Origin of the sequence: Paenibacillus sp. Lou8.1 (genome assembly GCF_024213565.1) — a bacterium.
GTDB classification, from domain to species: domain Bacteria; phylum Bacillota; class Bacilli; order Paenibacillales; family Paenibacillaceae; genus Paenibacillus; species Paenibacillus polymyxa_B.
This window is the reverse complement of sequence record NZ_JANAVN010000012.1, coordinates 122643-149620: the sequence shown is the minus strand read 5'-3', so window position 1 is coordinate 149620 and position 26978 is coordinate 122643. Positions and strand designations below refer to the sequence as shown.

21 protein-coding genes and 2 pseudogenes are annotated in these 26978 nt (G+C 43.2%); 14 read left to right on the top strand and 9 right to left on the bottom strand.

The features are described 5' to 3' along the window. Positions 1–60: 60 nt before the first annotated feature. From rlmD to NLX78_RS17965, 4 genes and pseudogenes are all read left to right on the top strand, one after another. Complete coding sequence (gene rlmD / locus NLX78_RS17980) at positions 61–1656, top strand: 23S rRNA (uracil(1939)-C(5))-methyltransferase RlmD (protein ID WP_254351171.1); 1596 nt, start codon at positions 61–63, stop codon at positions 1654–1656. 16 nt (positions 1657–1672) lie between these two features. Then, a pseudogene (locus tag NLX78_RS17975) lies at positions 1673–1935 on the top strand (N-6 DNA methylase); the annotation flags it as partial. A gap of 360 nt (positions 1936–2295) precedes the next feature. Further along, positions 2296–3285, top strand: coding sequence for a tRNA dihydrouridine synthase (locus NLX78_RS17970; protein WP_254351170.1), 990 nt, complete (start codon positions 2296–2298; stop codon positions 3283–3285). 53 nt (positions 3286–3338) lie between these two features. Then, positions 3339–3908: an SF0329 family protein gene (locus tag NLX78_RS17965; protein ID WP_250259340.1), complete on the top strand. Its 570-nt coding sequence runs from the start codon at positions 3339–3341 to the stop codon at positions 3906–3908. A gap of 240 nt (positions 3909–4148) precedes the next feature. On the opposite strand, the gene NLX78_RS17960 is transcribed toward NLX78_RS17965, so the two are convergent. Together NLX78_RS17960 and NLX78_RS17955 are read right to left on the bottom strand one after the other, a co-directional pair. Beyond that, positions 4149–5588 carry a pyridoxal phosphate-dependent decarboxylase family protein gene (locus NLX78_RS17960; protein ID WP_254351169.1) on the bottom strand — a complete coding sequence of 480 codons (1440 nt, stop codon included), beginning with the start codon at positions 5586–5588 and terminating at the stop codon, positions 4149–4151. Positions 5589–5893: 305 nt separating this feature from the next. Next, entirely contained in the window at positions 5894–6835 is a 942-nt protein-coding gene (locus NLX78_RS17955; protein WP_254351168.1) for an AraC family transcriptional regulator, read from the bottom strand. Positions 6836–7152: 317 nt separating this feature from the next. On the opposite strand from NLX78_RS17955, the gene NLX78_RS17950 reads away from it, so the two are divergent. From NLX78_RS17950 to NLX78_RS17940, 3 genes are all read left to right on the top strand, one after another. Continuing rightward, a complete protein-coding gene (locus NLX78_RS17950) occupies positions 7153–8172 on the top strand; it encodes a glycoside hydrolase family 88/105 protein (protein ID WP_061831614.1) in 1020 nt (339 codons plus the stop codon). A 12-nt stretch (positions 8173–8184) separates the two neighbouring features. Next, positions 8185–10359: a 1,3-beta-galactosyl-N-acetylhexosamine phosphorylase gene (gnpA, locus tag NLX78_RS17945; RefSeq protein WP_254351167.1), complete on the top strand. Its 2175-nt coding sequence runs from the start codon at positions 8185–8187 to the stop codon at positions 10357–10359. Between the two features lie 159 nt (positions 10360–10518). After that, positions 10519–10890: a hypothetical protein gene (locus NLX78_RS17940; protein ID WP_231109497.1), complete on the top strand. Its 372-nt coding sequence runs from the start codon at positions 10519–10521 to the stop codon at positions 10888–10890. Positions 10891–10981: 91 nt separating this feature from the next. On the opposite strand, the gene NLX78_RS17935 is transcribed toward NLX78_RS17940, so the two are convergent. Next, a complete protein-coding gene (locus NLX78_RS17935) occupies positions 10982–11920 on the bottom strand; it encodes a helix-turn-helix transcriptional regulator (protein ID WP_254351166.1) in 939 nt (312 codons plus the stop codon). Between the two features lie 112 nt (positions 11921–12032). On the opposite strand from NLX78_RS17935, the gene NLX78_RS17930 reads away from it, so the two are divergent. Together NLX78_RS17930 and NLX78_RS17925 are read left to right on the top strand one after the other, a co-directional pair. Then, positions 12033–12479, top strand: coding sequence for a VOC family protein (locus NLX78_RS17930; protein WP_254351165.1), 447 nt, complete (start codon positions 12033–12035; stop codon positions 12477–12479). Positions 12480–12579: 100 nt separating this feature from the next. Then, positions 12580–14058 (top strand): protein adenylyltransferase SelO, encoded by a 1479-nt coding sequence (locus NLX78_RS17925; protein ID WP_254351164.1) that lies wholly within the window; start codon positions 12580–12582, stop codon positions 14056–14058. Between the two features lie 104 nt (positions 14059–14162). Here NLX78_RS17925 and NLX78_RS17920 read toward each other — a convergent pair whose 3' ends face one another. The 6 genes from NLX78_RS17920 to NLX78_RS17895 all read right to left on the bottom strand — a co-directional run bounded on the left by NLX78_RS17920 (position 14163) and on the right by NLX78_RS17895 (position 19521). Then, positions 14163–14579 carry a DUF4280 domain-containing protein gene (locus tag NLX78_RS17920; protein WP_013308879.1) on the bottom strand — a complete coding sequence of 139 codons (417 nt, stop codon included), beginning with the start codon at positions 14577–14579 and terminating at the stop codon, positions 14163–14165. A 5-nt stretch (positions 14580–14584) separates the two neighbouring features. Then, complete coding sequence (locus NLX78_RS17915; protein WP_196765479.1) at positions 14585–15115, bottom strand: hypothetical protein; 531 nt, start codon at positions 15113–15115, stop codon at positions 14585–14587. Next, the gene (locus NLX78_RS17910) at positions 15112–16374 is read right to left on the bottom strand and encodes a pentapeptide repeat-containing protein (protein WP_254351163.1); all 1263 of its coding nucleotides are present in this window, start codon (positions 16372–16374) and stop codon (positions 15112–15114) included. Before NLX78_RS17910 ends, NLX78_RS17915 begins: the two co-directional genes overlap by 4 nt. Before the next feature lie 12 nt (positions 16375–16386). Continuing rightward, positions 16387–17802 (bottom strand): phage baseplate assembly protein V, encoded by a 1416-nt coding sequence (locus NLX78_RS17905; protein WP_254351162.1) that lies wholly within the window; start codon positions 17800–17802, stop codon positions 16387–16389. Then, a complete protein-coding gene (locus tag NLX78_RS17900) occupies positions 17799–18479 on the bottom strand; it encodes a hypothetical protein (protein ID WP_250259333.1) in 681 nt (226 codons plus the stop codon). The genes NLX78_RS17905 and NLX78_RS17900 overlap by 4 nt, the downstream gene beginning before the upstream one ends. 166 nt (positions 18480–18645) lie before the next feature. Continuing rightward, on the bottom strand, positions 18646–19521 hold the full coding sequence (locus NLX78_RS17895) for an SDR family NAD(P)-dependent oxidoreductase (RefSeq protein ID WP_254351161.1): 876 nt from the start codon (positions 19519–19521) through the stop codon (positions 18646–18648). Positions 19522–19719: 198 nt separating this feature from the next. Here NLX78_RS17895 and NLX78_RS17890 point away from each other — a divergent pair, with 198 nt between their 5' ends. The 5 genes and pseudogenes from NLX78_RS17890 to NLX78_RS17870 all read left to right on the top strand — a co-directional run bounded on the left by NLX78_RS17890 (position 19720) and on the right by NLX78_RS17870 (position 26910). Continuing rightward, positions 19720–20187 carry a MarR family winged helix-turn-helix transcriptional regulator gene (locus tag NLX78_RS17890; protein ID WP_250267494.1) on the top strand — a complete coding sequence of 156 codons (468 nt, stop codon included), beginning with the start codon at positions 19720–19722 and terminating at the stop codon, positions 20185–20187. 74 nt (positions 20188–20261) lie between these two features. Beyond that, a pseudogene (locus tag NLX78_RS17885) lies at positions 20262–20405 on the top strand (N-acetyltransferase); the annotation flags it as partial. A 535-nt stretch (positions 20406–20940) separates the two neighbouring features. Beyond that, positions 20941–22320 carry an amino acid permease gene (locus tag NLX78_RS17880; RefSeq protein ID WP_235307357.1) on the top strand — a complete coding sequence of 460 codons (1380 nt, stop codon included), beginning with the start codon at positions 20941–20943 and terminating at the stop codon, positions 22318–22320. Positions 22321–22942: 622 nt separating this feature from the next. Continuing rightward, on the top strand, positions 22943–23662 hold the full coding sequence (locus tag NLX78_RS17875; RefSeq protein WP_254351160.1) for a hypothetical protein: 720 nt from the start codon (positions 22943–22945) through the stop codon (positions 23660–23662). 383 nt (positions 23663–24045) lie between these two features. Beyond that, complete coding sequence (locus tag NLX78_RS17870; protein WP_254351159.1) at positions 24046–26910, top strand: S-layer homology domain-containing protein; 2865 nt, start codon at positions 24046–24048, stop codon at positions 26908–26910. Positions 26911–26978: the final 68 nt, after the last annotated feature.

Here is a 26978-nt window from a genome sequence, read left to right as displayed (position 1 = left end):
CTAATTAGACGTCCGAAAGAAAATATCGCATAAAAAGAAGATCAGAAAGAAGTGACAACCATGACGAATAACCGTAGCGGACGTGGAAAAAGCCGCCGGAATGCAGCAACAGCAACTCCATCCAATCGTATTCGATCCAGTGTAGAGCGTGCCGATCTGCCTGTGCAAAAGAATGATGAGGCCGTGATAGACATCATCGGCATGAACCACGATGGCGAGGGTGTAGGACGTGTCGAGGGTTTTACGCTGTTCGTTCCAGGTGCGTTACCGGGTGAAAAGGTTCGAGTTAAGGTGTTAAAAACGAAAAAGCAGTATGGGTATGCCAAGCTGCTGGATATCGCGCAGGCTAGCCCTGACCGGATTGCAGCTCCGTGCGCCATCTACGATCAATGCGGTGGCTGCCAGATCCAGCATATGAGCTACGAAGCGCAGCTTAGCTGGAAGCGACAGCATGTCGTGGACGTGCTGGAGCGTATCGGGAAGCTGAGTGTGGCTACAGAGCCCAGTGAGCATACTGCACAGGTTTTGGCTGCTTCTGCGGATACAGATGGTGAGGCCGATACAGTCACGACTTCTGATTCGGCCATGAATGCGGATGGAAATTCCGACAACATGTCGCGTGTACATGGTGTAGTCGTGCATCCTACACTCGGTATGAGTGAGCCTTGGCGATACCGCAACAAAGCCCAGGTGCCGATTGGTGTCACCGAGGGTGGGCTTGTCGGCGGTTTCTACGCACGTGGCAGCCATCGCATCGTGGATATGAACACCTGTCTCATTCAGGATGAGCGTAATGACGAAGTTGTCGCACGTGTCAAAGAGATTGGCCGAATGCTCGGCATCAGTGCATATAATGAAGAAACCGGACGCGGGCTGCTGCGTCATGTCGTTGTAAAGACCGCTTTTCGCACGGGTGAAATGATGCTGGTGCTCGTGACGAATGGGCGAGATATTCCGCATGCAGATGCGTGGATCGGCAGTATCTGTGAGCATATCCCACACGTGGCAAGCATATGCCAGAACGTGAATACGAAGCGAACGAACGTTATTTTTGGCGACGAGACTCGTGTACTGTGGGGTCGTGACGTGATCTACGACTACATTGGAAACGTACAGTTTGCGATTTCCGCGCGATCCTTTTACCAGGTGAATCCCGTACAAACGGAAATGCTGTATGGCAAAACCGTCGAATATGCTGGACTCACGGGCAAAGAAACGGTAATTGATGCGTATTGCGGCATCGGCACGATCTCTTTGTTTCTCGCTCAGCATGCGGACCAGGTGTATGGGGTGGAGATCGTCAAAGAAGCCATCGACGATGCACGGAGTAATGCGCTGTTGAACGAAATGCGCAATGTGAAATTTGAGGTAGGCGCGTCCGAGGACGTCATTCCTGCATGGAAAGAGCAAGGCATCACCGCCGACGTTATCGTCGTCGATCCGCCCCGTAAGGGCTGTGATCCACGTCTGCTCGACACCATTCTGGAGATGAAGCCAGAACGCGTGGTGTATGTATCCTGTAATCCAAGCACACTGGCGCGGGATTTAAGGATATTGGAGGATGGCGGGTATAGTACAGTGGAAGTGCAACCTGTAGATATGTTTCCGCATACGGTGCATGTGGAGTGTTGTTCACTATTAGTCAGAAAAGACTAATAGTTGAGGTGTATTGGCGTTTGAAAAAGGTAAAAATCAAAACAAACTTACTAATGAAATCGTGTAGATGTTGATAAATATGCTCACGTGGCATCACTTGAAGAAATCAAAGAAAACGAGTTTAACTTAAATATTCCTCGCTACGTGGATACGTTTGAAGAAGAGCAAGTCATTGACCTTGCCGAAGTGAGTAAGCTTTTAGAGCAAGATAAACAAGAAATCGCGGAACTTGAAGCTAAGATCAATGAACAGTTGAAAATTTTGGGTATTCATGTGTAGAAACTGACGAAAAGGGTCAAGGATATTATTCCTCGGCTCTTTTTTTAAACCATTCGCTTGGGAACGGCGTAGGCTGGGGGAAATTATGCTGTGCAGTATTTCTATGAACTGCGGCGCAGTACGTTATAGAAGATGGCAAGGAGGGGCGGCGCTCTTCCTTTTTTTGCGAGTCTTTTGGGGAGTCTGCTCCTCTCTTGGGTATGATATACTCATTTAGATGTCTATGCTTAACATATACTGCCGTTTGAACTACGTTGCTTAAACATGTTATATGTGAAGAAGAAGCAAGGACATGAACAGGTTAGCTTTACCATTTTGGGACCAAAGATTTGTCCTGGTATTTATAGAGGAGTTTTTGATATGACGAATAATTTTTGGCGTGATTTGCCACGACCTTTTTTTATACTGGCACCGATGGAGGATGTGACGGATGTTGTGTTTCGCCATGTCGTAAGTGAAGCAGCCAGACCGGATGTGTTTTTTACGGAGTTTGCGAATACAGAGAGTTATTGTCACCCGGAGGGGAACAAAAGTGTACGCGGGCGTTTGACTTTTACAGCGGATGAACAGCCCATGGTGGCCCATATCTGGGGAGATAAGCCGGAATATTTCCGTGAAATGAGCATCGGTATGGCGAAAGAAGGCTTCAAAGGCATCGATATTAACATGGGTTGCCCCGTAGCGAATGTAGCGGAGAATGGGAAGGGAAGCGGCCTGATCTGCCGTCCCGAAATCGCAGCGGATATCATTCAGGCCGCCAAAGCTGGGGGACTGCCCGTCAGTGTGAAAACAAGGCTCGGTTTCACTGCCGTAGATGAATGGCGCGACTGGTTAACTCATATTTTGAAACAAGACATCGTTAATCTCTCTATTCATCTGCGGACAAGAGAGGAAATGAGCAAAGTAGACGCCCACTGGGAACTGATTCCGGAGATTAAGAAACTTCGTGATGAGGTGGCACCAGATACACTGCTGACCATTAACGGAGATATTCCGGACCGTCAGACCGGCTTGAAGCTCGCTGAGCAATATGGAGTGGATGGCATTATGATTGGGCGTGGTATTTTCCAGAATCCATTTGCGTTTGAGAAGGAGCCGAAGGAACACAGCAGTGAGGAATTGCTTGAACTGCTGCGGCTTCATCTAGATCTCCATGATCATTATTCAGCGCAGGAGCCACGTTCGTTCAGCCCTCTCGCCCGCTTCTTCAAAATATATGTCCGTGGATTCCGAGGGGCAAGTGAACTCAGAAACAGCTTAATGAACGCCAAATCAACAAGTGAAGTGCGTACATTGCTTGATGAGTTTGGAAGCAAGGATCATGATGAGATAGAGGAACGTGGAAATTAAATTGCCAAGTTGGGAGATGGCTGTTAGTAGACATTGAAAACATAGGAGGATATATGTCCTGGAGTAAATTGAAGCAACAACTGGAGAGCTTCCGCTGTCCTGCGTTAGACGGAAGAGTCGAATACCGAGCGACCAGTTACCGTTATTTGCCTGATAAGTCTGGAATTTGTTATATAACTGTAGATAAGAAGAACATACTCAATATGAATGATATCACTAGTCCAATCAAATGGTATCAGACGGAGTTGGAAATTAAGAATGATCCAGATATCCAAGTTCCTATCAGCAATGAAGAAATTGAAGCGGTCAGAAAAGATACTAATGGGAACGTTCCGGAGGATCGTCTACAAGTAATTGCAAGAGGTAGAAAAATATCAGAGCATGCAAAGGAGCTTTTGTCAGCACAGGCCTCATTAAGCAAGTCTAATTTTAATGTTGTAGCTAATAAGTTTTTAACTACTTCTATAGAGGACAGCTTAGAGAGTAATGATATCTTATTGAATATTCTAGCTTTAGTGGACAGACGAGTTGGAAAAAAGCGAATATTAAACATGACCGAGAAGATGAAGTTAAAGCATCCCATTGTGCAGTATTTTTATGAACTACGACGTAGTACATTATGAAAATAAATAACTTCCATTGATGTGGGCACGTCGTGTCAGGGTCGTCCACACTGCAATTTGACTATATTCCTGCATTTCAAATAACGTTTTAGGATTGAGTGCTGTTCATTGTTACTGTATTGCACAATGGCAAATAGTTTGGAAGATGTACAGGAAAAAAGTTAAGAGGGGCGACAAGCCCCTCTTAATTGTGTGATGCTGATAATTTTCGTTTATTTACAGAAATCGTAGCAATTAGTTTCAAAATTTTTCATCGCAAAAAACTTTTTTCTCATTTAATGATCTTGCTATATTCGATAAAAGCTGAATTGTATTTCTTATCTCATGTTCCGTAGTGTCTGGGTGAATTGCGCAGATTCGGAGGACAGTTTTTCCATTGAGTTGTGTCGTAAGCACAGAGGCGTATCCGTTTGTCATCATTTCTTGGGAGATCCTTTTGTTGAGTGAATCTAATTCCTGATCCGATAGCCCAGTTGGCGCATATCGAAAATTAACAATCGCTAATTTAGCGGGGGTTACAATTTCCCAATGATTATGTTTTTTGATTTCATCTTCAGCCCATTCTGCGAGTTGAACTCCATGCTCTATAACTTCACTGACAGCATTCGTTCCTAAAGCTTGCAGTGTCACCCATAGTTTCAAACTTCGAGCAGGCCGGGTTAACTCAGGACCCAGATCCCAATAATTCATATGTTCTTCATCAGTCTCGGCATCTTTCAAATACTCTGGATGGGTGCTGAAGCAATTTTCGAGGTGCTGCTTTTCTTTGGCTAAAACCACACTACAGGAATAGGTCTGCATTAGCCATTTGTGTGCATCCCAGGTGATACTATCTGAACGTGATATCCCGCTCAAAAGAGACTTATATTTCGAAGAAGCCAAAATTGACGCACCGTAAGCTCCATCCACGTGTAACCAAATATTATGTTTTTCACATAGGTCAGCAATTTCGTTTAATGGGTCAATGCTTCCCGTATTGGTTGTGCCTGCCGTGGCAATGATTGCAAAAGGCTTCATCCCAGCCGCTTGATCATCCATTAATTTTTTTTCTAAGGCTGAAACATCCATACGAAAATTTGTATCACTTGGAACCTTCCTGATTTGATAACTGCGGAATCCGAGGATGCGTAACCCTTTGGCGACCGATGAATGAGTTTGATCTGAAACATAAGCAGTTCCAATGGCATATTCCTGCTCGGATAACTTTGCATTGCGTGCAGCTGCTAAAGCGGTCAAATTCGACAGCGATCCGCCCGACAGAAATAAGCCTCCAGCAGTATTGGGATATCCTGCTTGGTCACACATCCACCGGATCACTTCCCCCTCTAAAAGGCTTGCGCTCGAACTCAGCATCCAGCTTCCGGCATGGGTATTATAGGCGCTGGTCATGATATCTCCTAACCACGAGTAAAGAGACATTGGACCAGGAACCAATGCGAAAAAGCGAGGGTGTTGCATGAAGGTTTGGTGAGGATAGACGTTTTTCCTCATTTCATCGACGACCTCTTGTATCGGTCTTCCTTTTTTCGGAAAACCAATTCCCCTTAAATGAGCTATCGTATCCTCATCTGCAATGTTGATTACTTTTTGAGATCGAATGTTATTATTTTCTGCTATAAATGAATGTATGAACTGCTCAATAATCTCGCCTAATTGCTGATTTGGTTCTTGATTCATCATAAGCATCTCCATCTCCTTTGTTTAACTTCAACCAAAGTATAATATAACATCTGTTGTCATATTGTGAGATTCACCGATTTCATCATTACGTTTATTTTTAGGCACTTTGCTATTACATAAATTAATTTTCAAGGTCGAAGATGGCTATACAACGGGGCTTGCTGGAATGGAGTTGTTAAAAGATTTGAATTTTATGCTTTTTCTAGATCCATTGCAAAATGTGATTAATCATATAAAGCAGAAAATGGCTAGTTTGATATCCAGAATATTGAGTTCGTTTTATCAAGTTTATTTCTGCTGTAATGCTAAACCCACCCCGTAAACTCCAGTATAGACGCTTTCGCAGATTGCGCTTCGGATTGTGCCCCTTTACGCCATTCTTTGGGCGGCTTTCCCATAAGCCTGGAAAAGCAACGGTTGAAGCTGGAAATGGAGTGAAAACCGACTTGTTCGGAGATCGAAAGAATAGAATCCTCCGTGCTTTTTAACTGCTTGCAAGCCTCTTCGATTCGGGTGCTGTTTAGGAAATCGAGAGGCGACGTCCCCATAATTTCATGGAATTTTCTTCGGAAATGAGTTGTGCTTAAATGGCACAGATCGGCCAAAAAATCCATGGTAATGGGATTCATATAGTTTTTAGTGATGTACTCCAGAACTGGAGAAATGACAAAATCGCTTTTCAGGCTATGCTCTGTTTCTTGATCTGCCAACAGTTCATTCCTGGAATGAATTCTAAGGAGTTCTATGTAAAGGGATAGCAATAAGCCGTAGGCACTTTCCTGATAGTAAGGATTCTGCTGTTTTAATTCCTCTACGATTGAAGTCGCAAGTGTATAAACCTTGGGATGTTGCTCCTTATTCAATATACAGTTCATTCCCTTCACCACCCACAAATTCGGCTCGAAGTTGCTGTAAGCACTTTTAAATGAATGTTGAAAGAGGTCCTCTGGCGAAAAAAAGATATAAGACCAGAGACTGGCTGTATTTGGCGAACTATACGTGGTATGAGGAAGATACCTGGGGATGAAGGTCACATCGCCCGCTTTGAAGGGTACAGATTCTCCTTTGATCTCCATGATGCCGCTATCTGAATAGCATATACCAATCTCCAAATGGTTATGGAAATGGAGATGCTCACTTTTAATATCTGAAATCTTCCAACGATCACCGCTTAATAGCAAGACAGGGAAATTTATAGGCAAGCTGTAGTGCCGATATTCTATAACGGGTTTCTTTTTTCTGGGCATATTCAATACCCCCATGACTTTGATTTTAACCAGCAGATATACATCAGGATTTTGCAAAATTCGATTCCAATCGCTCCAAGGTGCAATATATAGACGAACTAGACCATTTCGATCTATATATTGTTTATTGGAAGTTGCTTATTGGATTTTTGCAAAATCCTCACATAAATGATTAGAATTGCGCAGTTTTGTTGCGAATATGCTTAGATGGAGACTATTTTACTGCGTACAATGGAGTAAGTAAAGCGTTTCCAAAATGGCGACAAACAGCTCTCAAGCGCCTTTGGGGGCGTGTGCGCTAGGAGAGGGGAATAAAGATGCTTCAATTGAATTGTGACAAGGAAGAGATATTAAAAGTTATCGACAAAGTCGTCAGAAAAACAATGGCGATGGATTTGACGTGGGACTGGCCTTGCGGTGTGGCTTATTATGGTGTATCCACGGCCTATACAAAAACAGGTAATAAAGACTATTTGAATATGCTTAAGCAGTGGGCGGATGAATATATCGAGCTGGGTCTGCCGCACTGGACGGTAAACACATGTGCTATGGGCCATATGCTGATCACATTGTATGAAGAAACAGGGGACCAGAAATATTGGGATATTGTGATGAGCAAGGTGGATTATATTCGGAACCATGCTCTCAGGTTTGGAGACCATGTTTTGCAGCATACGGTATCCGTTGCTAATGATTTTCCAGAACAGGCATGGGCGGACACGTTGTTTATGGCGGCATTTTTTCTGCTCCGTGTAGGAACCAAATTAAAGGATGAGGAAATGATCCAGGACGCCTTAAACCAATATTACTGGCATATCAAATACCTGCAAGACCCTAGTAGCGGTTTCTGGTACCATGGCTACAATAATGTCAAGCAGGACCACATGTCCGGATTTTTCTGGGGGAGAGCGAATGCTTGGGGAGCATATACCATGTCGCAAGTTAAAATTCATTTGAAAGACTGGTACTTGTATCCGCAGTGCATGGACGTGGAGTGTTCACTTCGGGATCAACTGGCGGCACTGAAGGGGGTTCAAACGGAGAACGGCCTGTGGCGGACGGTACTGGATGACGAGGAGTCCTACGAAGAAGTGTCTGCATCTTGCGGAATCGCGGCGGCCATGATCAATAACGGCAATCCGCTGCATACCAAATACGTGCAAAAGGCATTGGAGGGCATCTTGAACCATATTAGCGAGGACGGACGGGTACTAGGTGTGTCGGGCGGCACAGCGGTTATGAAAGATCGGGATGGGTATCGGAATATTCCAAAAGACTGGATTCAGGGCTGGGGTCAAGGCCTGGCATTGGCCTTTCTGTCTGATATGTTGAATTAGGAGGGAACCAAGTTGTCCAAACAAACTACGGGGAACTTTACACTACCGGGAGAATCCGGTTATGAGGCGCTGACCCTGAAATTAGCTGAACGGTGGGGTGCCGATGTCATCCGTGATAGTGACGGCACGCAATTGTCCGATGAGATTATTAACGCTGGGTACGGCATATATTCGACAATCTGTATCATCAGAGATCATAACGAGTGGGCGTCCCACCATCTGGGTAAGCTGCAGCAGTGTTTTTTAATTACAAATCCAAAGGTAGCTGTACAAGATTATGTATCCATCTATTTGATGGAGGATTTTTTTGCTGAACAATTCAAAGTTAATGATTCCAAAGAGGCGTTTAACTATTGGCAGGTTTTTGATAGAACGACCGGAGAGGAAGTTCCAAGAGAACAGTGGAATTATGAAAGGGAATCCGGAAATGTGGTCATTACCGGAATTGTTCCTTGGCATAAATACACGGTAAGCTTTATGGCCTACCGGATCTGGGAAGAGATTTCCATGTACAATCACACAACGAATCATTGGGACAAAGAGCATTTGATGCAGATTGATCCCATCTATGCAGAAACGCAAAATTATCTGCTGGATTGGATGGAAGATTGGTGTCTCCAGCATAAGGAAACCACGGTTGTTCGGTTTACCTCCTTATTTTATAATTTCGCCTGGATCTGGGGCAGTAATGAGCGCAATCGCCATCTGTTCTCTGACTGGGGTTCATACGATTTTACGGTAAGTTCAAGAGCACTTGATCTGTTTGCCAAGAAATACGGGTATTCGATGACTGCCGAGGATTTTGTGAATGGCGGGAAATACCGCGTCAGTCATATCCCGGCTGAGCAGCGCAAGCTGGATTGGATGGCATTTATCAATGATTTTGTAATCGAATTTGGCAAGAAATTAATTGACATTGTGCATAGGCACGACAAGCTGGCCTATGTTTTCTATGATGACAGTTGGGTTGGCATGGAGCCTTACAATGACCGTTTTCAAGAGTTTGGATTTGACGGGTTGATTAAATGTGTGTTTTCAGGATACGAGGCGAGGCTCTGTTCAGGTGTAAAAGTGAATACGCATGAGATTCGGCTGCATCCATATTTATTTCCAGTTGGTTTAGGCGGGCTTCCTACCTTTATGGAAGGGGGAAACCCCACGCTGGATGCCAAAAAGTATTGGATTAATATCCGGCGCGCCTTGCTGCGGGAGCCTATTGACCGGATTGGACTGGGCGGATATTTGCACCTTGTAGAGCCTTACCCGGATTTTTGTGATTATATCGAAAAAATTGCCAATGAGTTCAGAGAAATTAAAGAACTGCACCATGAAGGCCAACCCTATCACATGAAGACGAAGGTAGCTATTCTGCATAGCTGGGGAAAATTGAGATCGTGGACATTGTCCGGCCATTTCCATGAAACGTATATGCATGATTTGATTCATGTCAATGAAGCTTTATCCGGATTGCCGATTGAAGTGCAATTCATTGATTTTGAAGATATCCGTCAGGGAATTCTACAGGATTGTGATGTAGTGATCAATGCCGGCTCTGCCGGTTCAGCATGGAGTGGTGGGGAGTACTGGAATGACAACAAGTGTGTGGACTTACTGACGAAATGGGTTTATGAGGGTGGTACCTTTATTGGCATCAACCAGCCCTCTGCGGTTGAAGGCCACGACAGCTTTTTCAGAATGGCACATGTTCTTGGACTGGATGAGGATACAGGCTCCAGAGTAGGTCATGGAAGATGGGCATACGAGGCTAGGGATGAGCATGGTTTGGTGCCTGAGGGAGCCAGTATAACGCCAAAGAATAGCATTTATCTTACTGATGGGTCAGCTGCGGTAGTGGAGGAAACGAGTGGTATGATAGCATTGACTACTCATGCCTTTGGTAAAGGAAAGGGGATCTACCTTCCTTCTTTCGAATTCAGCTGGGAAAACACAAGGTTGCTGCTGAATATAATTCGGTTTGCAGGCAATGAGTTACATGAAACGAAGTACATTACAGATAACCTATATACAGAGTGTGCTTATTATCCAGAAAGTAAAATATTGGTTGTTATTAACAATAGCGATCAACTTCAAAGAACGACGATTGAAACGGAATATGGCAAACAAACCATGGAATTAGATCCGTATGACACCATGATCACCCATATCGGCTTAACAAAATCGGTATAGGAACGGAAATAATGAGAAGTAGCGGTATCAAGCCCTCCTTTATTTTAAGGAAGGGCTTTTTGTTTCAGCACCTCCAGAAAATCAAGCTAATTTACCGGGGATTTTGTCCATTCAAAAGTATCTACCCCATCATTAAATATAAGTAGAACAATTAAGGAGATGATTTCTTTGAGAAAGGCAACCTTAATGAAAATTAAAAATGCGGAAGCAAAGTTGGGAAGAAAGCTAAAGAAAAGAAGTCACGTGGTTATGAATCTTAAAAAAGCCATTCGTGTAACTCAACTTGGAGATGGATTTGCACGTTTCACTTTCGCTCCGATCACTATTTCTCCTAATAGCTTTAGAAGCACTACGATTAACGGTAACGCCTACAATCTGATTAGCGGTGCATGGACTTTCTCTGGAAATGAACAAGGGTTTCTTCTCAATAATTATTCCGCGGCCGAAGACAGATGGGTATTTACTGCATGGAATCCAACTGGATTCACAAGAACGGTATCCTATGCTGTTATCGCCAAACGGAAGCCATAATTCAAATGTCATCGTTAGCAAGGAAAAGGAGCGTGAGCCTTCTTTTCCTTGCTAAAATGTAGAGAAAATTTTGAACAAACCTTCGATGATCTTATAATTTTTGATAGTGGTTTAATAGGTGCTCAACTCTATCTTTAATAATCTGTTTTAAAGATTCTGGCTTCACTGATCGTACATAATGACCATATCTCATAAAATAATGAGCGATAAACTCCTCTTCTCCAGGATTATAAAATCCCTTAATGACTGTCTTATCACCATTTTCTATTTTCATAGAAGGATAATGTTCTTTATAAAAAATATCCTTGGCTTGTTCTACAATCTCTACTTCAAAGTCAATGCTCTTCTCAGTTTGATACATTTCCAATGAACGATTAAGGAGTTCATCTATAGAAAAGCGAGAATTGTTCTCCTCTTCTTCTACAAAGGTGATTCGATCACATCTGAAAACTCTATATTTATTCGTATGTAACTCTATTCCAGTAGCATACCATTGGCCAAACTTAGCGGAAATTTTGAAAAATTGAACATAGTAACTTTTGTTCTGATTATTTTTTACATATTTAACTTTACACGTACTCTCATTAAGAATGCTTGTTAGAATTTTATCTAAATAGCGACTAACATGATTATGCTGATATATTTCAAATTGTAGAACCTTTTTCATTTTATGAATCTGGTTTATTTGTATTTTAGAAAGACAGTGTTCAAACTTTTCATTGAGTTGATTAACACTTAAGTGAAAGGGGGTGGATTGATAAGCTTCTAACGTCAACATTGCAAAGTACAGAGCATACACTTCATCCATCGTAAAAATAATGGGGGATAACAATCTATTTTTTAGGATACCATATCGTCCATGTCTGCCATGTTCCGAAAAAATAGGCATACCTAATTGTTCCAATGAACTAATATCTCGTAGAGCTGTACTTTTCGAGATATGGTATTTATCCATTAGGTCATTTAAATTAAAAAACTCTCGACTGTTTAAGTATCTGATCATGTCATTTAATCTTTCTGATTTCTTCATCTAAATCTCCTTATAAAGGTGTCATGTTTTGATACCTTTTTATATAATAATAAGTTCAAGGGAATAGATCAAATTCATAAGATATCTACACATATAAAAGGAGATTGATACCATGAGTACAACATTAGAAGTAGCTATTTTCTTATCCATGAACGGAAAGGCAAAAGAAGCTGTACATTTTTACAAAAAACACTTCAGCGCAAAGGAATTGTTTCTTGTTACCTATCAAGACATGGCCCAACGTGACAGCTCCATACAGCTTACTGATGAAAATAAAAATTATATTTCTCATTCTGTCTTATCCATCGGAAAATCAAAAGTAATGATAGCAGAAGATACAATGAACATCAGTGAAAAATATACAGTGGGTAATAACACTTCATTATGTATTCAAAGTGCTGATTTAGAAGAAATTAAACGTTTTTATAATAGCTTGATTACGGATGATCGAGTGAAAATTATTGTGCCTTTATCTAATAATGTGTTTAGCCAAGCCTACGGTATTATTGAAGACCCGTTCGGTATTCAAATACAATTAATGTTCGATAATCGATTATAATAAAAAAGCATGTTCGATGTTTCATAATTGGATAATAAATGGGCAGAAGTAAAAACTAAAATGGGAAAACCTAAGATACCGCAGCAGAAAAGGAGACACTATGACGGAGAAAAAAGAAATAGCAGATCAAATAGGGTGGAACTTCGACAACAGTTATTCTCGTTTGCCGGAATCATTGTTTACAAAGCTTAAACTGACTCCTGTCCGCTCACCCAAGCTGATTATACTTAATCATCCGTTGGCAGCATCACTGGGGTTGAACGGTACAGCGCTGCAAAGGAATGATGGCGTAGCGGAGCTGGCTGGAAACCAGGTTCCAGAAGGAGCCGTACCTCTTGCTCAAGCTTACGCAGGGCATCAATTTGGGCATTTTAACATGTTAGGAGATGGGCGTGCTCTGCTGCTTGGCGAACAGATCACTCCCTTGGGTGAACGGGTTGATATTCAGCTCAAGGGCTCAGGCAGAACGCCATACTCCCGTGGTGGTGACGGCCGTGCGGCACTTGGTCCGATGCTTCGCGAATACATCATCAGTGAGGCGATGCATGCGCTGGATATTGCTACCACCCGCAGCTTGGCGGTGGTATCCACGGGTGAGTCGATCATCCGGGAGACCGAGCAGCCCGGAGCCATTCTGACCCGTGTGGCTGGCAGTCATCTTCGCGTCGGAACCTTTCAATACGTCTCAGCATGGGGCACGTCCCAAGATCTCCGTGCTCTGGCTGATTATACCTTGGAAAGACACTACCCGGAAGTTGCCAATGACGAAAACCGTTACCTTTCACTGCTTCAGGAAGTGATTAAGCGTCAAGCCGAGCTGATTGCCAAATGGCAGCTAGTTGGTTTTATTCACGGGGTGATGAACACCGACAATATGACCCTTAGCGGAGAAACCATTGATTATGGTCCTTGCGCCTTCATGGATACCTATGATCCTGAGACGGTGTTCAGTTCCATCGACAGGCAGGGACGCTATGCTTATGCCAATCAGCCGCATATTGCTGCGTGGAATCTCGCGAGATTTGCTGAGACGCTCTTGCCACTGCTGCATGACAACAGGGAGCAGGCTGTCACACTGGCTGAGGATGCAATTTCAGATTTTGTAAAAATGTTTCACCATCATTGGCTTGCAGGAATGCGGGCGAAGCTAGGGATCTTTAACGAAGAGCAGGAGGATGAATCTCTTATTGAGGAGCTTCTGAGTATCATGCAGAAGCATCGTGCCGACTACACCAATACCTTCCGTGCCCTAACTTTGAACAAGCTGGAGGATACGGTTCTGTTCAGCACTGCGGAATTCACCCAGTGGCACGAGCAGTGGCAGGCGAGGCTAGGCAGACAGCAGGAATCACAAGCCTCCTCGCGTCAGCTGATGCGCAGCAGTAATCCTGCAATCATCCCACGCAACCACCGGGTAGAAGAAGCACTAGAAGCTGCGGTGGAACGAGAAGACTACCGTGTGATGGAACAGCTTCTTGAAGTTCTTTCGAACCCTTATGCCTACTCTACCGAACAGGAAATTTACTCTACATTGCCTGAGGAATCCACCTGTCCTTATCGAACCTACTGTGGTACCTGATGTGGAGCAAACGATTTGAAGATAACCTATATCATGCGTTGGTGGAGAAGATGGCCATTCTCTCACCAGCGCATTTTGTTTTTATAGGGGTAGGTTGCAACTGATTAATCCAGCTCCTGACCGTCATTTTCGATCTGTATGTGTCCGCAATAAAGACATTGATGCGTACAGTTCTGCGTAAGAGCAGGCTGGCCTTCGATGCGCATGTCGCTTTTTCCGTTCAACCAAGGCATCGTAAGGACAGGAATACACGGGGCCTTTTTCACCCCATAAATATCGACCATCTCACTGGCTTGCACAGCCGGATTCAGCGGACTGGAGCAATTCCCAAAAGATTTTATGTTCACCCCAGGTACATAATCTCCAATATTCATCTGTGCCTTATTTTTAACATACACCCCGTGGCTAAAAGGGCGCTTCAAACGCGTAGGCTGTGTACCGTAACTACAGCTTAAAATCGCACCTGCCACGACATAGCTTTTTTTCGCACCTGTTCCAGGCTGCACACTTGCTTCTTCCATACGGCTTATTCCTCCTTTGTGGCCATCTCCACTTTTTGCACACGAACACCTGTAAATGGACGACGCAGCAGACTTTCCGCTACCGCGAGATTGATATAGACATGTGCTTCCAACAAGCCGGCAATCCGAAATATAGACGGTTCGATTTTCCCGTACTTAAGTACCAGTTGCTTCAAGGTATGGTCGGGATACCACTCGGTTTGTGAGGAAAGACAGTCCACCACAGGTGGACGCAGTACCCAGTACACATCCTGCCTGGCTTGCTGAAAATCGGTAAGTATAGCGGCCTTCCATTCCAGCTCTGGCATGTATTTTTCCAACAGGGCTTTCATGGAGTCTGAAACCAGCGGCAAAGGGAACTCCAGAAAATCCGGATATACGGTTCGTGGATCTGTATGTACTGCTAAAAACAGGGGAGTGTCCTCTGTCTGAATGGTATGACCCGAAAGGATATCCTCCACCTGCAAGGGAGCTAGGGGCGCAGTCTCCACCCGATGCTTTACGCGCTCGTCCACCATGAGTCGGTAATACCTCATGACATCCACTCCCCTTTACTCACTGCATCTGTTATCTGTGTAGCCAGTGGCGCTTCTACAGCAGCAAGGCCAATAGCTTGGCTTAGTTGGTCATCTGTAAAGATTACCCGGTGTAGTTTTGCTCCTGTAAAATTAGCTTTTGCTAAACATGCACCTATAAACGAAGCGTCAGTAACATCGGCTCCTATAAAGCAGGCACCTGTTAGATCCGCGCCGTTAAATAAAGCTCTTTGCAGCGCGGCATCTTGGAAAGCAGCCCCTTGAAGCTGTGCATGTTGAAAGCTAGCTCCCTGTAAATTAGCTCTTGTAAAATTCACTCCATCCAATCCTAACGGTTCCCAATCCAGCCAAGCATCCGATCCATATTCGCTATTGCTTATAACTTCGTCCAGTACAGCCTCTTGCAGGGAACAGCTACTGAAATCGGCTCCGTGAAGCAGGCTGTGCGAAAAGTCGGTTCCATCTAGCTGAGTTTCTTGCCATACCGTGCCTACGAGGATACAGTGATGCAATCGACTTTGTTGCATCCCGATCTGGCGAAAGACTGTATAGCGAAAATCCAAGGAACTGTAATCTCCATCCGACAGTTGAACTTGAGACAGTGCTTGGTAGCTGTAGGCCGATTCTTCTTTTTCCTCCAGCCAAGACTTTATTATGTTTGCATCCATGGGTCTCCGATCTTCCCGGTACACAGAGATACTATGATCCATATACTCTCCGACGCGAATCTCAAAAGCTTCTTCACGATCCAACGCCTTAAACTCTGGTAGGTCGACTGCTTGCTTCATAGCCTGACGAACCAGACTAACGATCATCGTATGAAGATATCCCGCTGCTTCCAGCATGATCTGTTCCAGTTCAAGCTCGGAAAGGGAGACTTGTTGCTTCAAAGTTTCAGCCCCAAGCTGTTCACGTAATTGAGTCCAATAGAGAAAAATCCAACTTGCATCGTACTCCAACTGAACGGGCTCAGCATCAAGCATCCATAAGGCATCCGTAGCTTCAACAAGATAAACGGGCTTCTGTTCAAGCCATGTGGTGCGCAGCATAGAGTAGGTGATGTAACCAATATGACCTTTACGACCTGTGAGTTGTTTTTGCCGAACCAGCTCACAAAAGGCGCGAAAATGTTCTACTATATGTTGTAATCTTTGTGTTTGTGTTGATTTACATTTCAACGCCCATTCTTTGCGGATGAAAGACCAAGCCTGATGAAGGGCTGTTTGTTGCTGATCTAACACATCTGTTTGCTTTTCCATTTCTAATCATCCTTAATTTGACTTCACTTCGCTGCCTTTCATGTCTGCCGACCCACTTAATTCGATATGACTGCCATTACAATCCATACGGAGCTGACTACCTGCGGACAGGCTCATTGTCTTCCCCGCAGATAGGCTGAGATTGCCTCCCGCCGTAATATTCACCTGTTTGCTGCTCGCAATATGAATGCCTTCTTTATCGTCCAGTTTGATATAAATAGCGCCGTCCTTACCTGTAACGACCAGTTCATCCGGTCCTAGCCGAATTTCCTTGCCATGCGGGGTACGCCATATTTTCATTTGCGGATTGGAAAAATGGTTATGCGTACTCTTGCGATCTGCCCGTCTCACGGCACTACCTGCTACGCCGTCTTCTTCCCGACTACCGGGGAAATAGAGGGAAACTGAATCGCCTTTTTCTGGCATGACGTACCAACCGGTATGACCACCGCCACTGTACACGGTAGAATAGTTGAACCAGTGTGCTTGGTTTGTGTCCTGTTGTTCATCACAATCCAGATGAATGCGCACCTGATCCTGACGTACGTCCAGCACAATACCGCTTAATGAGGCTCCTGCCAGCTTATCCTGGTAGTAGCTTTTTTGCCGAAATCCCTGGTAAGAACCCAACACATACTGATGCCGCAGCAGTCCTTGACTCATGGCGGTGTAGGCTTCCATCACATATAGGTTATGCCCCTGAAAATTCAACTGAGCGCCCAAGTCGAGTACCTCATCCGTTTCTACCTCATAAAAAATAAAATCGTGTTCACTCAGTTGGGTTTGCTCATTCTCCTGAAAATAACGAAAAGGAAGCAATTGCTTACGTACGGTATAACGGGTATGATCCAGTATCGCCTGTGCAGGGCTGTCCTCAATACCAAAATAAAATTTGGGACTGTCAAAACGGGCTACAGGCATCAGACTCGTATGATAACGGGAGGCTATGCGTCTTAAAAATGCCCAGTCTGTCTCCTGATACTGAATGGCAAGTCGTCCGATGGCTTCTCCGCCGGTAGCCCCGTCGATCACATCCAGTCCTTCATAGTCCTTACCAATGTGCTCCAGCATTTGAGGAATCGTCATTTTCGTATACTGAAAAGAACGAGTACGCTGCTTCATGTCCATCCGGTATGTATGGGAAATGGCTTCCACCTCCAGATAGTACACACCTCGCACGACTTTTACCTCGACCGAGAGGGCAATCCCACTGAATAGCGGCTTGCTTGCGCCAGATTCATCTTGTTGGCTGACTTCAATGATGGTATTTTTTTCTGTCGTTTCCACGTAACTGTCTTGCAAGTCTTCGGGGATAACACCTGTAAAATAAAGCCGAGTATGCTCGTTAACTTTTTTCGTTAAGGTGAGCTCTTCTAGATCCATTTGTTCATAAGGGTGAATTTGAATTTGATCGTATCCCAGACTCATGGTGTAGTCATTCCTTTCTCATTTATAGAATAGGCGGAGGGTGGAAGGACAGAAAGGGATTGAACCCAGTATTCCGCTACAGGTAACCAGACTTCGAGATCTGCCTCCAGACAGCTAAAGGAACCTATGACAACTCGTCCTTTGTGGATAAAGAGCAGCATTTCGTTGTATAGATTACCGTCGATCCCCGCCGCCACAAAACGAATCTGTCCAACTGAAAGTCCGGAACAGTTGGTGACCATTTCGGTACCTAACCAGTTGCGAATCGGTTGTACAGACCGTAGAATATCCGCCATTTGCTCTACAAAATCGGGCAGTTCTTCCGCTTCCAGAGCGGTATCTGTAGGATTAAAAGTGATATTGATGGTCTCCTCAGATGAGGTATAAATGACCTTTGGTCGATGCTCTGAAGGATATTTGATTATAGCTTGCTCCATTGGCATAGGAGTAAAGGACTTGGGGATGTAGAAACCAATCTCTCCGTGTAGTATTGTAATGGGCTCCAACGTGAGATAATCATTTTCAACATGAAGTAGCTTTGTTTCTTCAAACATGGAACCGTCCTGTTCCGATTTCTGAGTTTGAGCTGGGATGGATTTCACATTATCGTTATTAGCTGTCTTCTGATCCACCATTTTAGCTTTGAGGCTAAGTATATGCTCGTCTAGATAGTTCATAGAAAGCCCCCTTTTAGGAAAAATACGCGTTTGTACTTGAATATGTAAAGATGAGAGGAGATATTTAAGTACAGAACCAACATATGTATTTATCGGTTAAAAGAGAGATTTAGTTTACAAAATGAACCATTCGTTGGAGGAGCATTGTTCAATATTAGATTCTATTTCATTCTATAACGCCTTTTTGCCGTAACAATTCGGTAGTAGTGCTCCAAAGTAGGTGTTGCATCTTGGTATCCCCACCAGGATATGTCGGCACAATCGGCTTACCAGTACCAACATTAAAATATCCGCCTGTCACTTCTTGATATGGGGATTCTGTTGCTAAGCGAATAATGATGTCTGCTCCTTTCCGTGGGTCTCCGATATGCAAAGCGTTCAATATCTTTGCAAGTATCGAAGAAAATCCTAACTCGCGACCAAGGCCGGTAACGTTAAAACCTGGATTAAGTGCGTTAACTACGATTCCAGTTCCATCCAGTTGACGTCCAAGTTCTTCTGTAAACATGATATTAAGAAGCTTGGTCTTTCCGTATATCTTAGATGAACCTCTTGCGTTAAATGCAGATGTATCTGTTAAATCCTCCGGTAATTTTAATTCACCATGGTTGCGTGATGCTTCAGAAGCCACATTGACGATCCTAGCATTTGTGGATTCCATGAGTGACTTGAGTAGTGTATGCGTTAAAAGCCACGGGGCAAGATAGTTTACGGCTATCATTTCTGCCAAACCCTCTGAGGTTATTCGCTGTTCAAATCCATGTAATCCAGCATTGTTCACTAATACATCAATCTTTGGATAATTAGCTTTAATTTCATCTCCCATACGTTTGACATCTTTCATAAGAGACAGGTCTCCGAAAAAAAAGTCCACCTTTGTATTGGGCGCCAGATCTTTTAAAATATTTTTAGTCGTTTCAGCACGTTTTTCATTTCTGGCTGTTAAGACTAGATGTGCTCCACGTTTGGCTAATTCAATTGCTACCCATTGTCCAAGACCGTTAGTAGCACCAGTGATTACAATAATCGGGTATATCGACATATAAATCATCCTCCGAATTCTCGATCCAATTACATCCATATTCATGTCTACGCTTTACGGTTGTGGATGCTTTATACTGTAGATCTTCTGCTTGACACTTACTAAAGTTGAAAATATGATTGATATATATCAAGTATATGTATTTTGATTGATATATGTCAAATATATATTCGAACTCATTCAAATAAGGTGGAGACTATGGAAAATAAAACTCAACATCCAGATTCTACAAGAGAGCAATTAGAACTGAATCTTGGTGAACAACTTAATGCACTTATAAGCGCGTCGCATGCACTCAATGTAAAAACTGCGGCACTTTTCGATCCATCATTACAACCTGCAGCTTTTCTGATTGTACGTTGTCTCCTGTCATACGGTCCGGCAAGCGCTACATTTTTGGCGGAATCCACCGCTATGGATCGAAGCTCTGTTAGTCGGCTTGTTACTCAGCTTAAACACTTGAATTATGTAAAAAGTGAAACTCATCCTGAGGATCGTCGGGGAGTGTTGATATCCCTGACAGCCAATGGTCGTGAAAAAGCCTTGGAAGCTTTAAAAGAAAAAGAAAAAGAGTTTTATCAACGAATTTCAACATGGGAGGATTCTAAACTTGAAGCGTTTATCGAGATGCTGAAGTGTTTTAACGGGTATGATTGCGAGGATTAATGATTCAACATAAAGCATCGTATGATGAAAAAAAGGAGGCATTTTAAAAGTGAAAGAAAAAAATGTTTAGGAAATTTGAACAGTGGGGGAAGTCCCATGGATTTTCCGGGATCAAACTGTTATCTCATCCAAGTCGGATACAGGCTCACAGGTTCTACGAACGACGTGGCTATATGTTTACCAAGGATCAAAAAAATTTTATAAAAAATCTCAAATAAATACATATTCATTCATCATTGAATAAGTGGGTTCAAAACTCTGATCTTCATCTCCTTGTTTGGAATTCATGCCTAGTTATATCACAAGGCAATGTTTGAAATGTTGCTCTTTCATTCGGATTTCATGTTTTCCACTGTATTTGAATACAGATTTCAAATAGGCTTAATATCGTGATATTTATCATTGAAAAAATATGTATGTTTAGCACTCTAATGCATTGCATTAAATTGACCATTGTTCAGAAAATATGAATAGCCTTCCTTTCCATTTCATGCCTAAAAATGTCTGCTAATTAGCAGTTGTATTTAGGCGTTTTTTGTCATACAATGCATCTAATGCTACGGACTCGGTCTTAGAAACAGTAAGGTTTGGACGGTAAATAGGACGTGGTTTCCTTGTATATTTACGAATCGTGGAACTACTTTGTAGTCGTTCACTCACGACCACGTCAGTCTGAAAAATTAATAATGTTTGGGGACAGTTTTCCGGATCATTAGCGTTTGATGATGAACATATACGAAGGGGAGCGTTCTTTTGGAATCGAAACAATTAACGAGAGGGCTAAAGCCACGGCACGTTGAGTTGATTGCGCTTGGAGGTACGATTGGCGTCGGTTTGTTTATGGGGTCGGCAAGTACGATAAAATGGGCAGGTCCCTCAGTGCTGTTGGCATATCTCTTAGCTGGGATTATTATGTTTTTTGTCATGCGGATCATGGGGGAAATGCTGATTCTTGAACCGGTGACAGGCTCATTCGCTACATTTGCTCATAAATATATCAGCCCTTTAGCCGGTTTCTTGACCGCCTGGAGCTATTGGTTTTTATGGGTTACCGTAGGGATGGCAGAAGTCACTGCGATTGGGGTATATGTGGGCTACTGGTTCCCAGATATCCCGCAATGGTTACCGGCTTTGGCAGGTGTAATTATTATTGCATTGGCCAATTTGGCGGCTGTGAAATTTTATGGGGAATTTGAGTTTTGGTTTGCGATGATTAAAATTGTCGCCATTATCTTCATGCTAGTAGTTGGTACGGGGATGATCTTCTTTGGACTCGGTAACGGTGGACAACCGATAGGTCTATCCAATCTGTACAGCCAGGGAGGCTTCTTTGCAGGTGGTTTGAAAGGGTTCCTATTTGCACTCTGCATTGTAACAGCGGCTTACCAAGGGATAGAGATGGTAGGTATTACGGCAGGTGAAGCTGAAAATCCGAAGATGACACTGCGAAAAGCCATTAAAAACATCATCTGGCGTATTTTGATTTTCTACGTGGGTGCAATCTTTGTCATTGTTACGATTTATCCTTGGAACCAAATAGGCGAGATCGGCAGCCCATTTGTTCTGACTTTTGCCAAGGTAGGAATTGTGGCTGCTGCGGGTATCATTAACTTTGTTGTACTTACAGCTGCGATGTCTGGTTGTAACAGTGGTATTTACAGTGCGGGCAGAATGTTATATACATTGGCTAAGAACGGACAAGCTCCTAAGTTCTTTGGGAAAGTTTCTCCAAGCGGCGTCCCTAGAAATAGTATAATAACGACCATTTCCTTGCTGCTGGTAGGGGTGTTATTTAACTATTTAATGCCTGATTCCAAACTGTTTCTGTATATTTACAGCGCCAGTGTTCTTCCAGGCATGGTACCGTGGTTTGCATTAGCCATCAGTCAATTTAAATTCAGGAAAAAGTGGAAGGACGAAATGAAGGATCACACCTTTAAGTCTCGTTTTTTTCCGATCAGTAATTACATCACCATTGTCTTTTTGTTGCTTGTGATCGTTGGAATGTGGTTTAATCCAGACACACGCTTGTCGTTGATTGTCGGGGCAACATTTATGGCGATCGTCGTTGTTGGATATTTTGTCTTTGGCATAGGAAAGCGGCAGAGAATTGAAGAATTAGAGGAAAACTAAAAGATTGCTAAATACGTAACATTTGCCGAGCGCAATTCAGATGATCCTGAGTTCGCTCGGCTTTTCTTTTATATGACGAGGGAGGGGCTACGAAAGGGTTGTTACTGAGGTATAGAACCGCGTGGTTATCCTGTTCGCACTACAAATGTAAATATAGATACAAAAAAAGTGAGAACGAAAATGGAGAAGTTTATTATTGCTACACTCTTACGATTGGCCTTAAACTCTGTAATTCCCGAAAATAAAAACATAAACGCTAAAAAAAAATGTGAGACTTTGTATAAGTCCTCGTAGGTGTCTGGGTATGCGAGTGATAAAAAGGAAGAGATCATAACAACTACAGCAAATATTAAAGTGAGGCGCTCGTTAGGTAAAGAGCGCATGCGGTAACTTCAAGAAGCAAAGTGAAGGTGAATCTGCAACCGGAATACGAGACAGGCCAGTATAATGCTACTGCGAGCAATACTGCAGACCAAGCCACAAGAGAGAATGCGCATACGTTTCATGTCCAAGTGTTTATGTTTGAATTTATATTTTTCTAATATTTAACTGTTAATAGAATTATTGAAAAGCTATAATGCTAATAATGATTTGAGTGTATTTGGAGAAAGAGGTTGAGGGTATGTTGTTGAAAAAATGGCCATTATTATTGATGATAGGTATTCTCATGGTGGCATCTGTGGGCTGGAACGGTGGAGTATCTTATGCAGCAGAATATACTTGGGATAAGTACAAGGGCACTGAGGTCAAGACATATAGATTGACTGCAGTACCTGGAAGAGTCGAATATATGGATCAGGAAAGGTTTTTTGCAGCTTTAAGCCAAACCCCAAATGTGTATGGAGATTTCAGCGGCTATAAAACGGGGAAAACAACTGGAGTTGTAATCGAGAGTATAACGGATGATGTGTACAAATTTACAGTTACTGATTTTCTTCGCGATCAAGAGCCTGAGGTTGTAGAGTATATAAATCCTAGAGGCGGAATTCCTCATAGATGGAATGGAACTAGTGATATTCAAATTTTTATGAGAGGGTCAGAAGCGGCTTCTTTGTCTGAGCTGTTTTATGAGGGGACACCCAGTGAAGGACGCTTTCAATTTAATGCTAACGATATATATTTAGTTACATTCTGGTCCAGTACCGTAAGACTTATCAGTGGGATGTCTGCTGAAGCGTTAATAGAGGAAGGTCCTCACACGTTTAACAATCGGGAGCTTGTAGGTCAAGTAACCAGCGAAGATCCTACAGCTTATCCGCAAGATGGGATTTCAGAAGGTTATTATTATGTTTTTAAGAGTACTGGGAACAAAGAATCAACTGATGATGGAGATAGCCAATAAAAACAAAAGAAGAGATAACATTGTGTAGGGTGCTTTATACATGATGTTATCTTTTTTATTGTGATGCTTGCATTAGGAAATTAAATATTGAAAAAATGCTGTAAATGTTAATTCCCAATGAAAACCATTTTAAAAGATCGGGATATATGCCTTTAAAATAATGACAATATTACGGATAGAACCGTAATCTATAATTACTTTTTTTGCTGTCTTTATTCAATCCTAGGGATATTATTCCGATAATTCAAGTATATACAGTTTGGTGTTAATTGAAATGAAATCCGTTTGAAAACAAAAGAAATAATTTTCAAAATTCACACAGAAGTCCAGGTGCAAGTAACCTGATGCTATATTGTAAAGGAGGTGCAAGAATCCAAAATAATATGAAATATGAAAAAAAGTTAAAACAAATTAGGCAGTACATCGCTGCTATACTGGCTGTTTGGTTGTTCTGTATACATACTGTGCCTGTTTTTGCAAACAGGGCCTTTAACGATATTGAACATTCATATGCAGCTGATGCAATTGAAGCCATGGCTGCTCAAGGGTATGTTACGGGTTATCAGGATGGTAGCTTTCGACCTGTACATTTTATTTCGCGACAGGAGTGGGCGAGTATTTTCGCTAAAACGTTAAAGCGAACTTCGGTTAACAAAAGCGTTGCTCCTTTTAGTGATGTGTCACCATGGGCTCTACCCTATGTGCAGACCTTGCAAGCAGAGAACATTACCAAAGGAATTAGTGATCAGTTATTCGGTGCAAAAAACAATATGACTCGTCAGGATATGGCAGTGTGGTATGCCAGGTATTTCGGTGTTACTGAAGATACCCGTGCTTCCAATAAATCCAGTTTTGTGGATCAGTCTGATGTATCAGCCTATGCACAAACGAGCGTATGGCTGATGGAACGTTTGGAGCTGATCGAGGGGGACACGAACCATTATTTCCATCCCAAAGAGTCTGTGAGACGGCAGGATGCTACACTGGTAGCATATCGGATATGGCTAGGTGGCGACGGTCTGAGAGAACGTGCCAAGCGTTTGTTGGAGTCATTAGGAAGTGGAGCTGCAACGATGAATCAGCCAGCCAGTCCACCGGAATCGAAGAAGATCGTGGTCGACCTAGCGCCAGAAATTAGTCACCAGCGTGCGAATCCGGAAATCGAAGAGCCTAAAAGCCACAGCCCAAGACCCGATTCACCGGTATCTCCGGTAACACCTACTGAGCCTAACCCGGAACCGCCAGTTGTACGACCAGATCCTGGGCTCAAACCACCAGTGACTCCGTCAGAACAACCGGACCATTCTTCGGATTTTCTAGTGGATGAGGTCGTAATCAAGGCGCCCGAGTTGGTAAATCAACCAGAAACGTATCCTTCGTATCAGCTGTCCTTTGACCTCTACAATAAAGGGCACTTGGTAAGCATTCCCGATGTTAGCGTCACAAGTGTTACTTACACATTTAGTGATACATTAGGTGTATTTGATGAACATGGGAAAATTGCGCATTCCGAAAATATACCTGCTGCTGATGATTACATTCCTGTAGAGATGGAAGTCATCATTGCTAAACCCCATCAGGTGCTTAAAGCACAGACCAAGCTGATCGTGAAAGGGAAGACTCCTCCGGTAGAGGAACCGAGTGTAATCAGGTCCGTATACTTGGCGACGTACTCCATTTCACAGGCGGCGACTCTAGACCCTAATGCCTGGAGCATGCCCTATGTATTTCAAAATGCAAAGGGAGAGGTCATACCGTCCGGTCTATTGCCGTCAGACTTGAAGCTTCGGATTGAGGATTCCAGAGGGATATTTGACGAGGATGGACATATTGCCAATCTGCATCTGATACCTGCATTGAACTCTGTCATTCCATTCAAGATTGAGGTTGAGTCACCCTCTCAGGGAATTCACTTCATATCCGATGCCGAGTTAACTGTAGTACCAGGAGCACGCAAAAAGCAATATTTTGCTATCTCTATGATGCTGCAGGGAAAAGATGCGGGCAGTACGACCACGATAGAGCAAATTGAGCAGTCACGTCAATTGCTGATGGATCACTTTGGTCCCAACGTAAAAGTGACGTGGGCCATGGAAAATAGATTTATTTTTGTGGAATCAAATCGTCCGCAGCTTAAAAAGGTTTTGGAATATGTGGATCAGTATGGCGATGAAGTCGGGATTTTGGATGGGTATCCGAATAATCTGTTTGGTCTCCCTGAATGGGAAGCACAGATGAACGAGTGGTTGTATATGTATCGTTATAATGCACTCAATGAGCTGCACCAATCTGGTTCGTTAGGATCACCTTCGGTGTTTGAAAGCATGGATACAGACCAATATCGGAAGTATCTGCCTAAATCATTGACTGGCTTTACGGTGAATCCTGAGCAGGCCCAATGGCTTAAGGATCATTTTAAGATCACCTCAGCGATGGGTTGGTCGGCTACACAGTATAATGTGAACAACATGTATGGTGAGGGTTCACCTTTGATGCCTTACTGGTCCCATAAGGATAATCCGATTGTTCCGGCACAGGGGCTTACAAATAATAGCGGTATCGTATTTATGAACTCGATTACGATTGATCCGATTGGATCACGTTATACCAAAGATTCCTCACGCTGGACTCTCCATCCGGGCGATCCATATGTGACCGAAACGGATGCGGCACCACAACTGTATATAGCGCAGCAGTATTTAGATAACCCGTATCAACGTTTGAATACAGTAAACTACATGTCCATTATTTTGGATGTCAACTGGCTTGCCAAAAACCATAACATGTCTCAAATATGGGAGAACTTTGTGAATCACTTCCCTGTTGACCGTGAGGTTGAGATTGTGGGCGTGGACGGGCTGAAACAGATTTATGAATCGGTAGCTGGATTGAGTAATGATCATACGGAGTTTTCGCTCATGTTTAGAGGCTCAGGCTTTAAGGCAGTTATGGACTCCAATAATTCACCAGCCAATCTGCGTTACTTGTGGACTGAAAACGCCTCACAGCGGATTATTTTATCCAAGGAGGATGGAGATGCGGCATGGTCCATTATTGACTTTACCGATTATACCCCAAAACCAGTTCCGAAGATGGCATACAATCTGGATAAGAACACGGATGTAAGCTATGTCACTGGAAGGAACTTTAAGCTGCATCCTACAGCTCCGTTAACAGCAGATGAAATTCAGCGCGTAAAGGATCGTTTGAAGGAGATTTACTTTGCAGAAGAAGTAAACTATCAGTAAGGATTTTGAATGACAGATTTTTTATAAGACTTGAGATTTTATGAAAAAGGGGCGCCCATAGCCATGGA

Bases quoted from the DNA above. Each gene is read 5' to 3' on its own strand.
- rlmD (WP_254351171.1), top strand. From the start codon at position 61: ATGACGAATAACCGTAGCGGACGTGGAAAAAGCCGCCGGAATGCAGCA.
- NLX78_RS17970 (WP_254351170.1), top strand. From the start codon at position 2,296: ATGACGAATAATTTTTGGCGTGATTTGCCACGACCTTTTTTTATACTG.
- NLX78_RS17965 (WP_250259340.1), top strand. From the start codon at position 3,339: ATGTCCTGGAGTAAATTGAAGCAACAACTGGAGAGCTTCCGCTGTCCT.
- NLX78_RS17960 (WP_254351169.1), bottom strand. From the start codon at position 5,588: ATGATGAATCAAGAACCAAATCAGCAATTAGGCGAGATTATTGAGCAG.
- NLX78_RS17955 (WP_254351168.1), bottom strand. From the start codon at position 6,835: ATGCCCAGAAAAAAGAAACCCGTTATAGAATATCGGCACTACAGCTTG.
- NLX78_RS17950 (WP_061831614.1), top strand. From the start codon at position 7,153: ATGCTTCAATTGAATTGTGACAAGGAAGAGATATTAAAAGTTATCGAC.
- NLX78_RS17940 (WP_231109497.1), top strand. From the start codon at position 10,519: ATGATTTCTTTGAGAAAGGCAACCTTAATGAAAATTAAAAATGCGGAA.
- NLX78_RS17935 (WP_254351166.1), bottom strand. From the start codon at position 11,920: ATGAAGAAATCAGAAAGATTAAATGACATGATCAGATACTTAAACAGT.
- NLX78_RS17930 (WP_254351165.1), top strand. From the start codon at position 12,033: ATGAGTACAACATTAGAAGTAGCTATTTTCTTATCCATGAACGGAAAG.
- NLX78_RS17925 (WP_254351164.1), top strand. From the start codon at position 12,580: ATGACGGAGAAAAAAGAAATAGCAGATCAAATAGGGTGGAACTTCGAC.
- NLX78_RS17920 (WP_013308879.1), bottom strand. From the start codon at position 14,579: ATGGAAGAAGCAAGTGTGCAGCCTGGAACAGGTGCGAAAAAAAGCTAT.
- NLX78_RS17915 (WP_196765479.1), bottom strand. From the start codon at position 15,115: ATGAGGTATTACCGACTCATGGTGGACGAGCGCGTAAAGCATCGGGTG.
- NLX78_RS17910 (WP_254351163.1), bottom strand. From the start codon at position 16,374: ATGGAAAAGCAAACAGATGTGTTAGATCAGCAACAAACAGCCCTTCAT.
- NLX78_RS17905 (WP_254351162.1), bottom strand. From the start codon at position 17,802: ATGAGTCTGGGATACGATCAAATTCAAATTCACCCTTATGAACAAATG.
- NLX78_RS17900 (WP_250259333.1), bottom strand. From the start codon at position 18,479: ATGAACTATCTAGACGAGCATATACTTAGCCTCAAAGCTAAAATGGTG.
- NLX78_RS17895 (WP_254351161.1), bottom strand. From the start codon at position 19,521: ATGTCGATATACCCGATTATTGTAATCACTGGTGCTACTAACGGTCTT.
- NLX78_RS17890 (WP_250267494.1), top strand. From the start codon at position 19,720: ATGGAAAATAAAACTCAACATCCAGATTCTACAAGAGAGCAATTAGAA.
- NLX78_RS17875 (WP_254351160.1), top strand. From the start codon at position 22,943: ATGTTGTTGAAAAAATGGCCATTATTATTGATGATAGGTATTCTCATG.
- NLX78_RS17870 (WP_254351159.1), top strand. From the start codon at position 24,046: ATGAAATATGAAAAAAAGTTAAAACAAATTAGGCAGTACATCGCTGCT.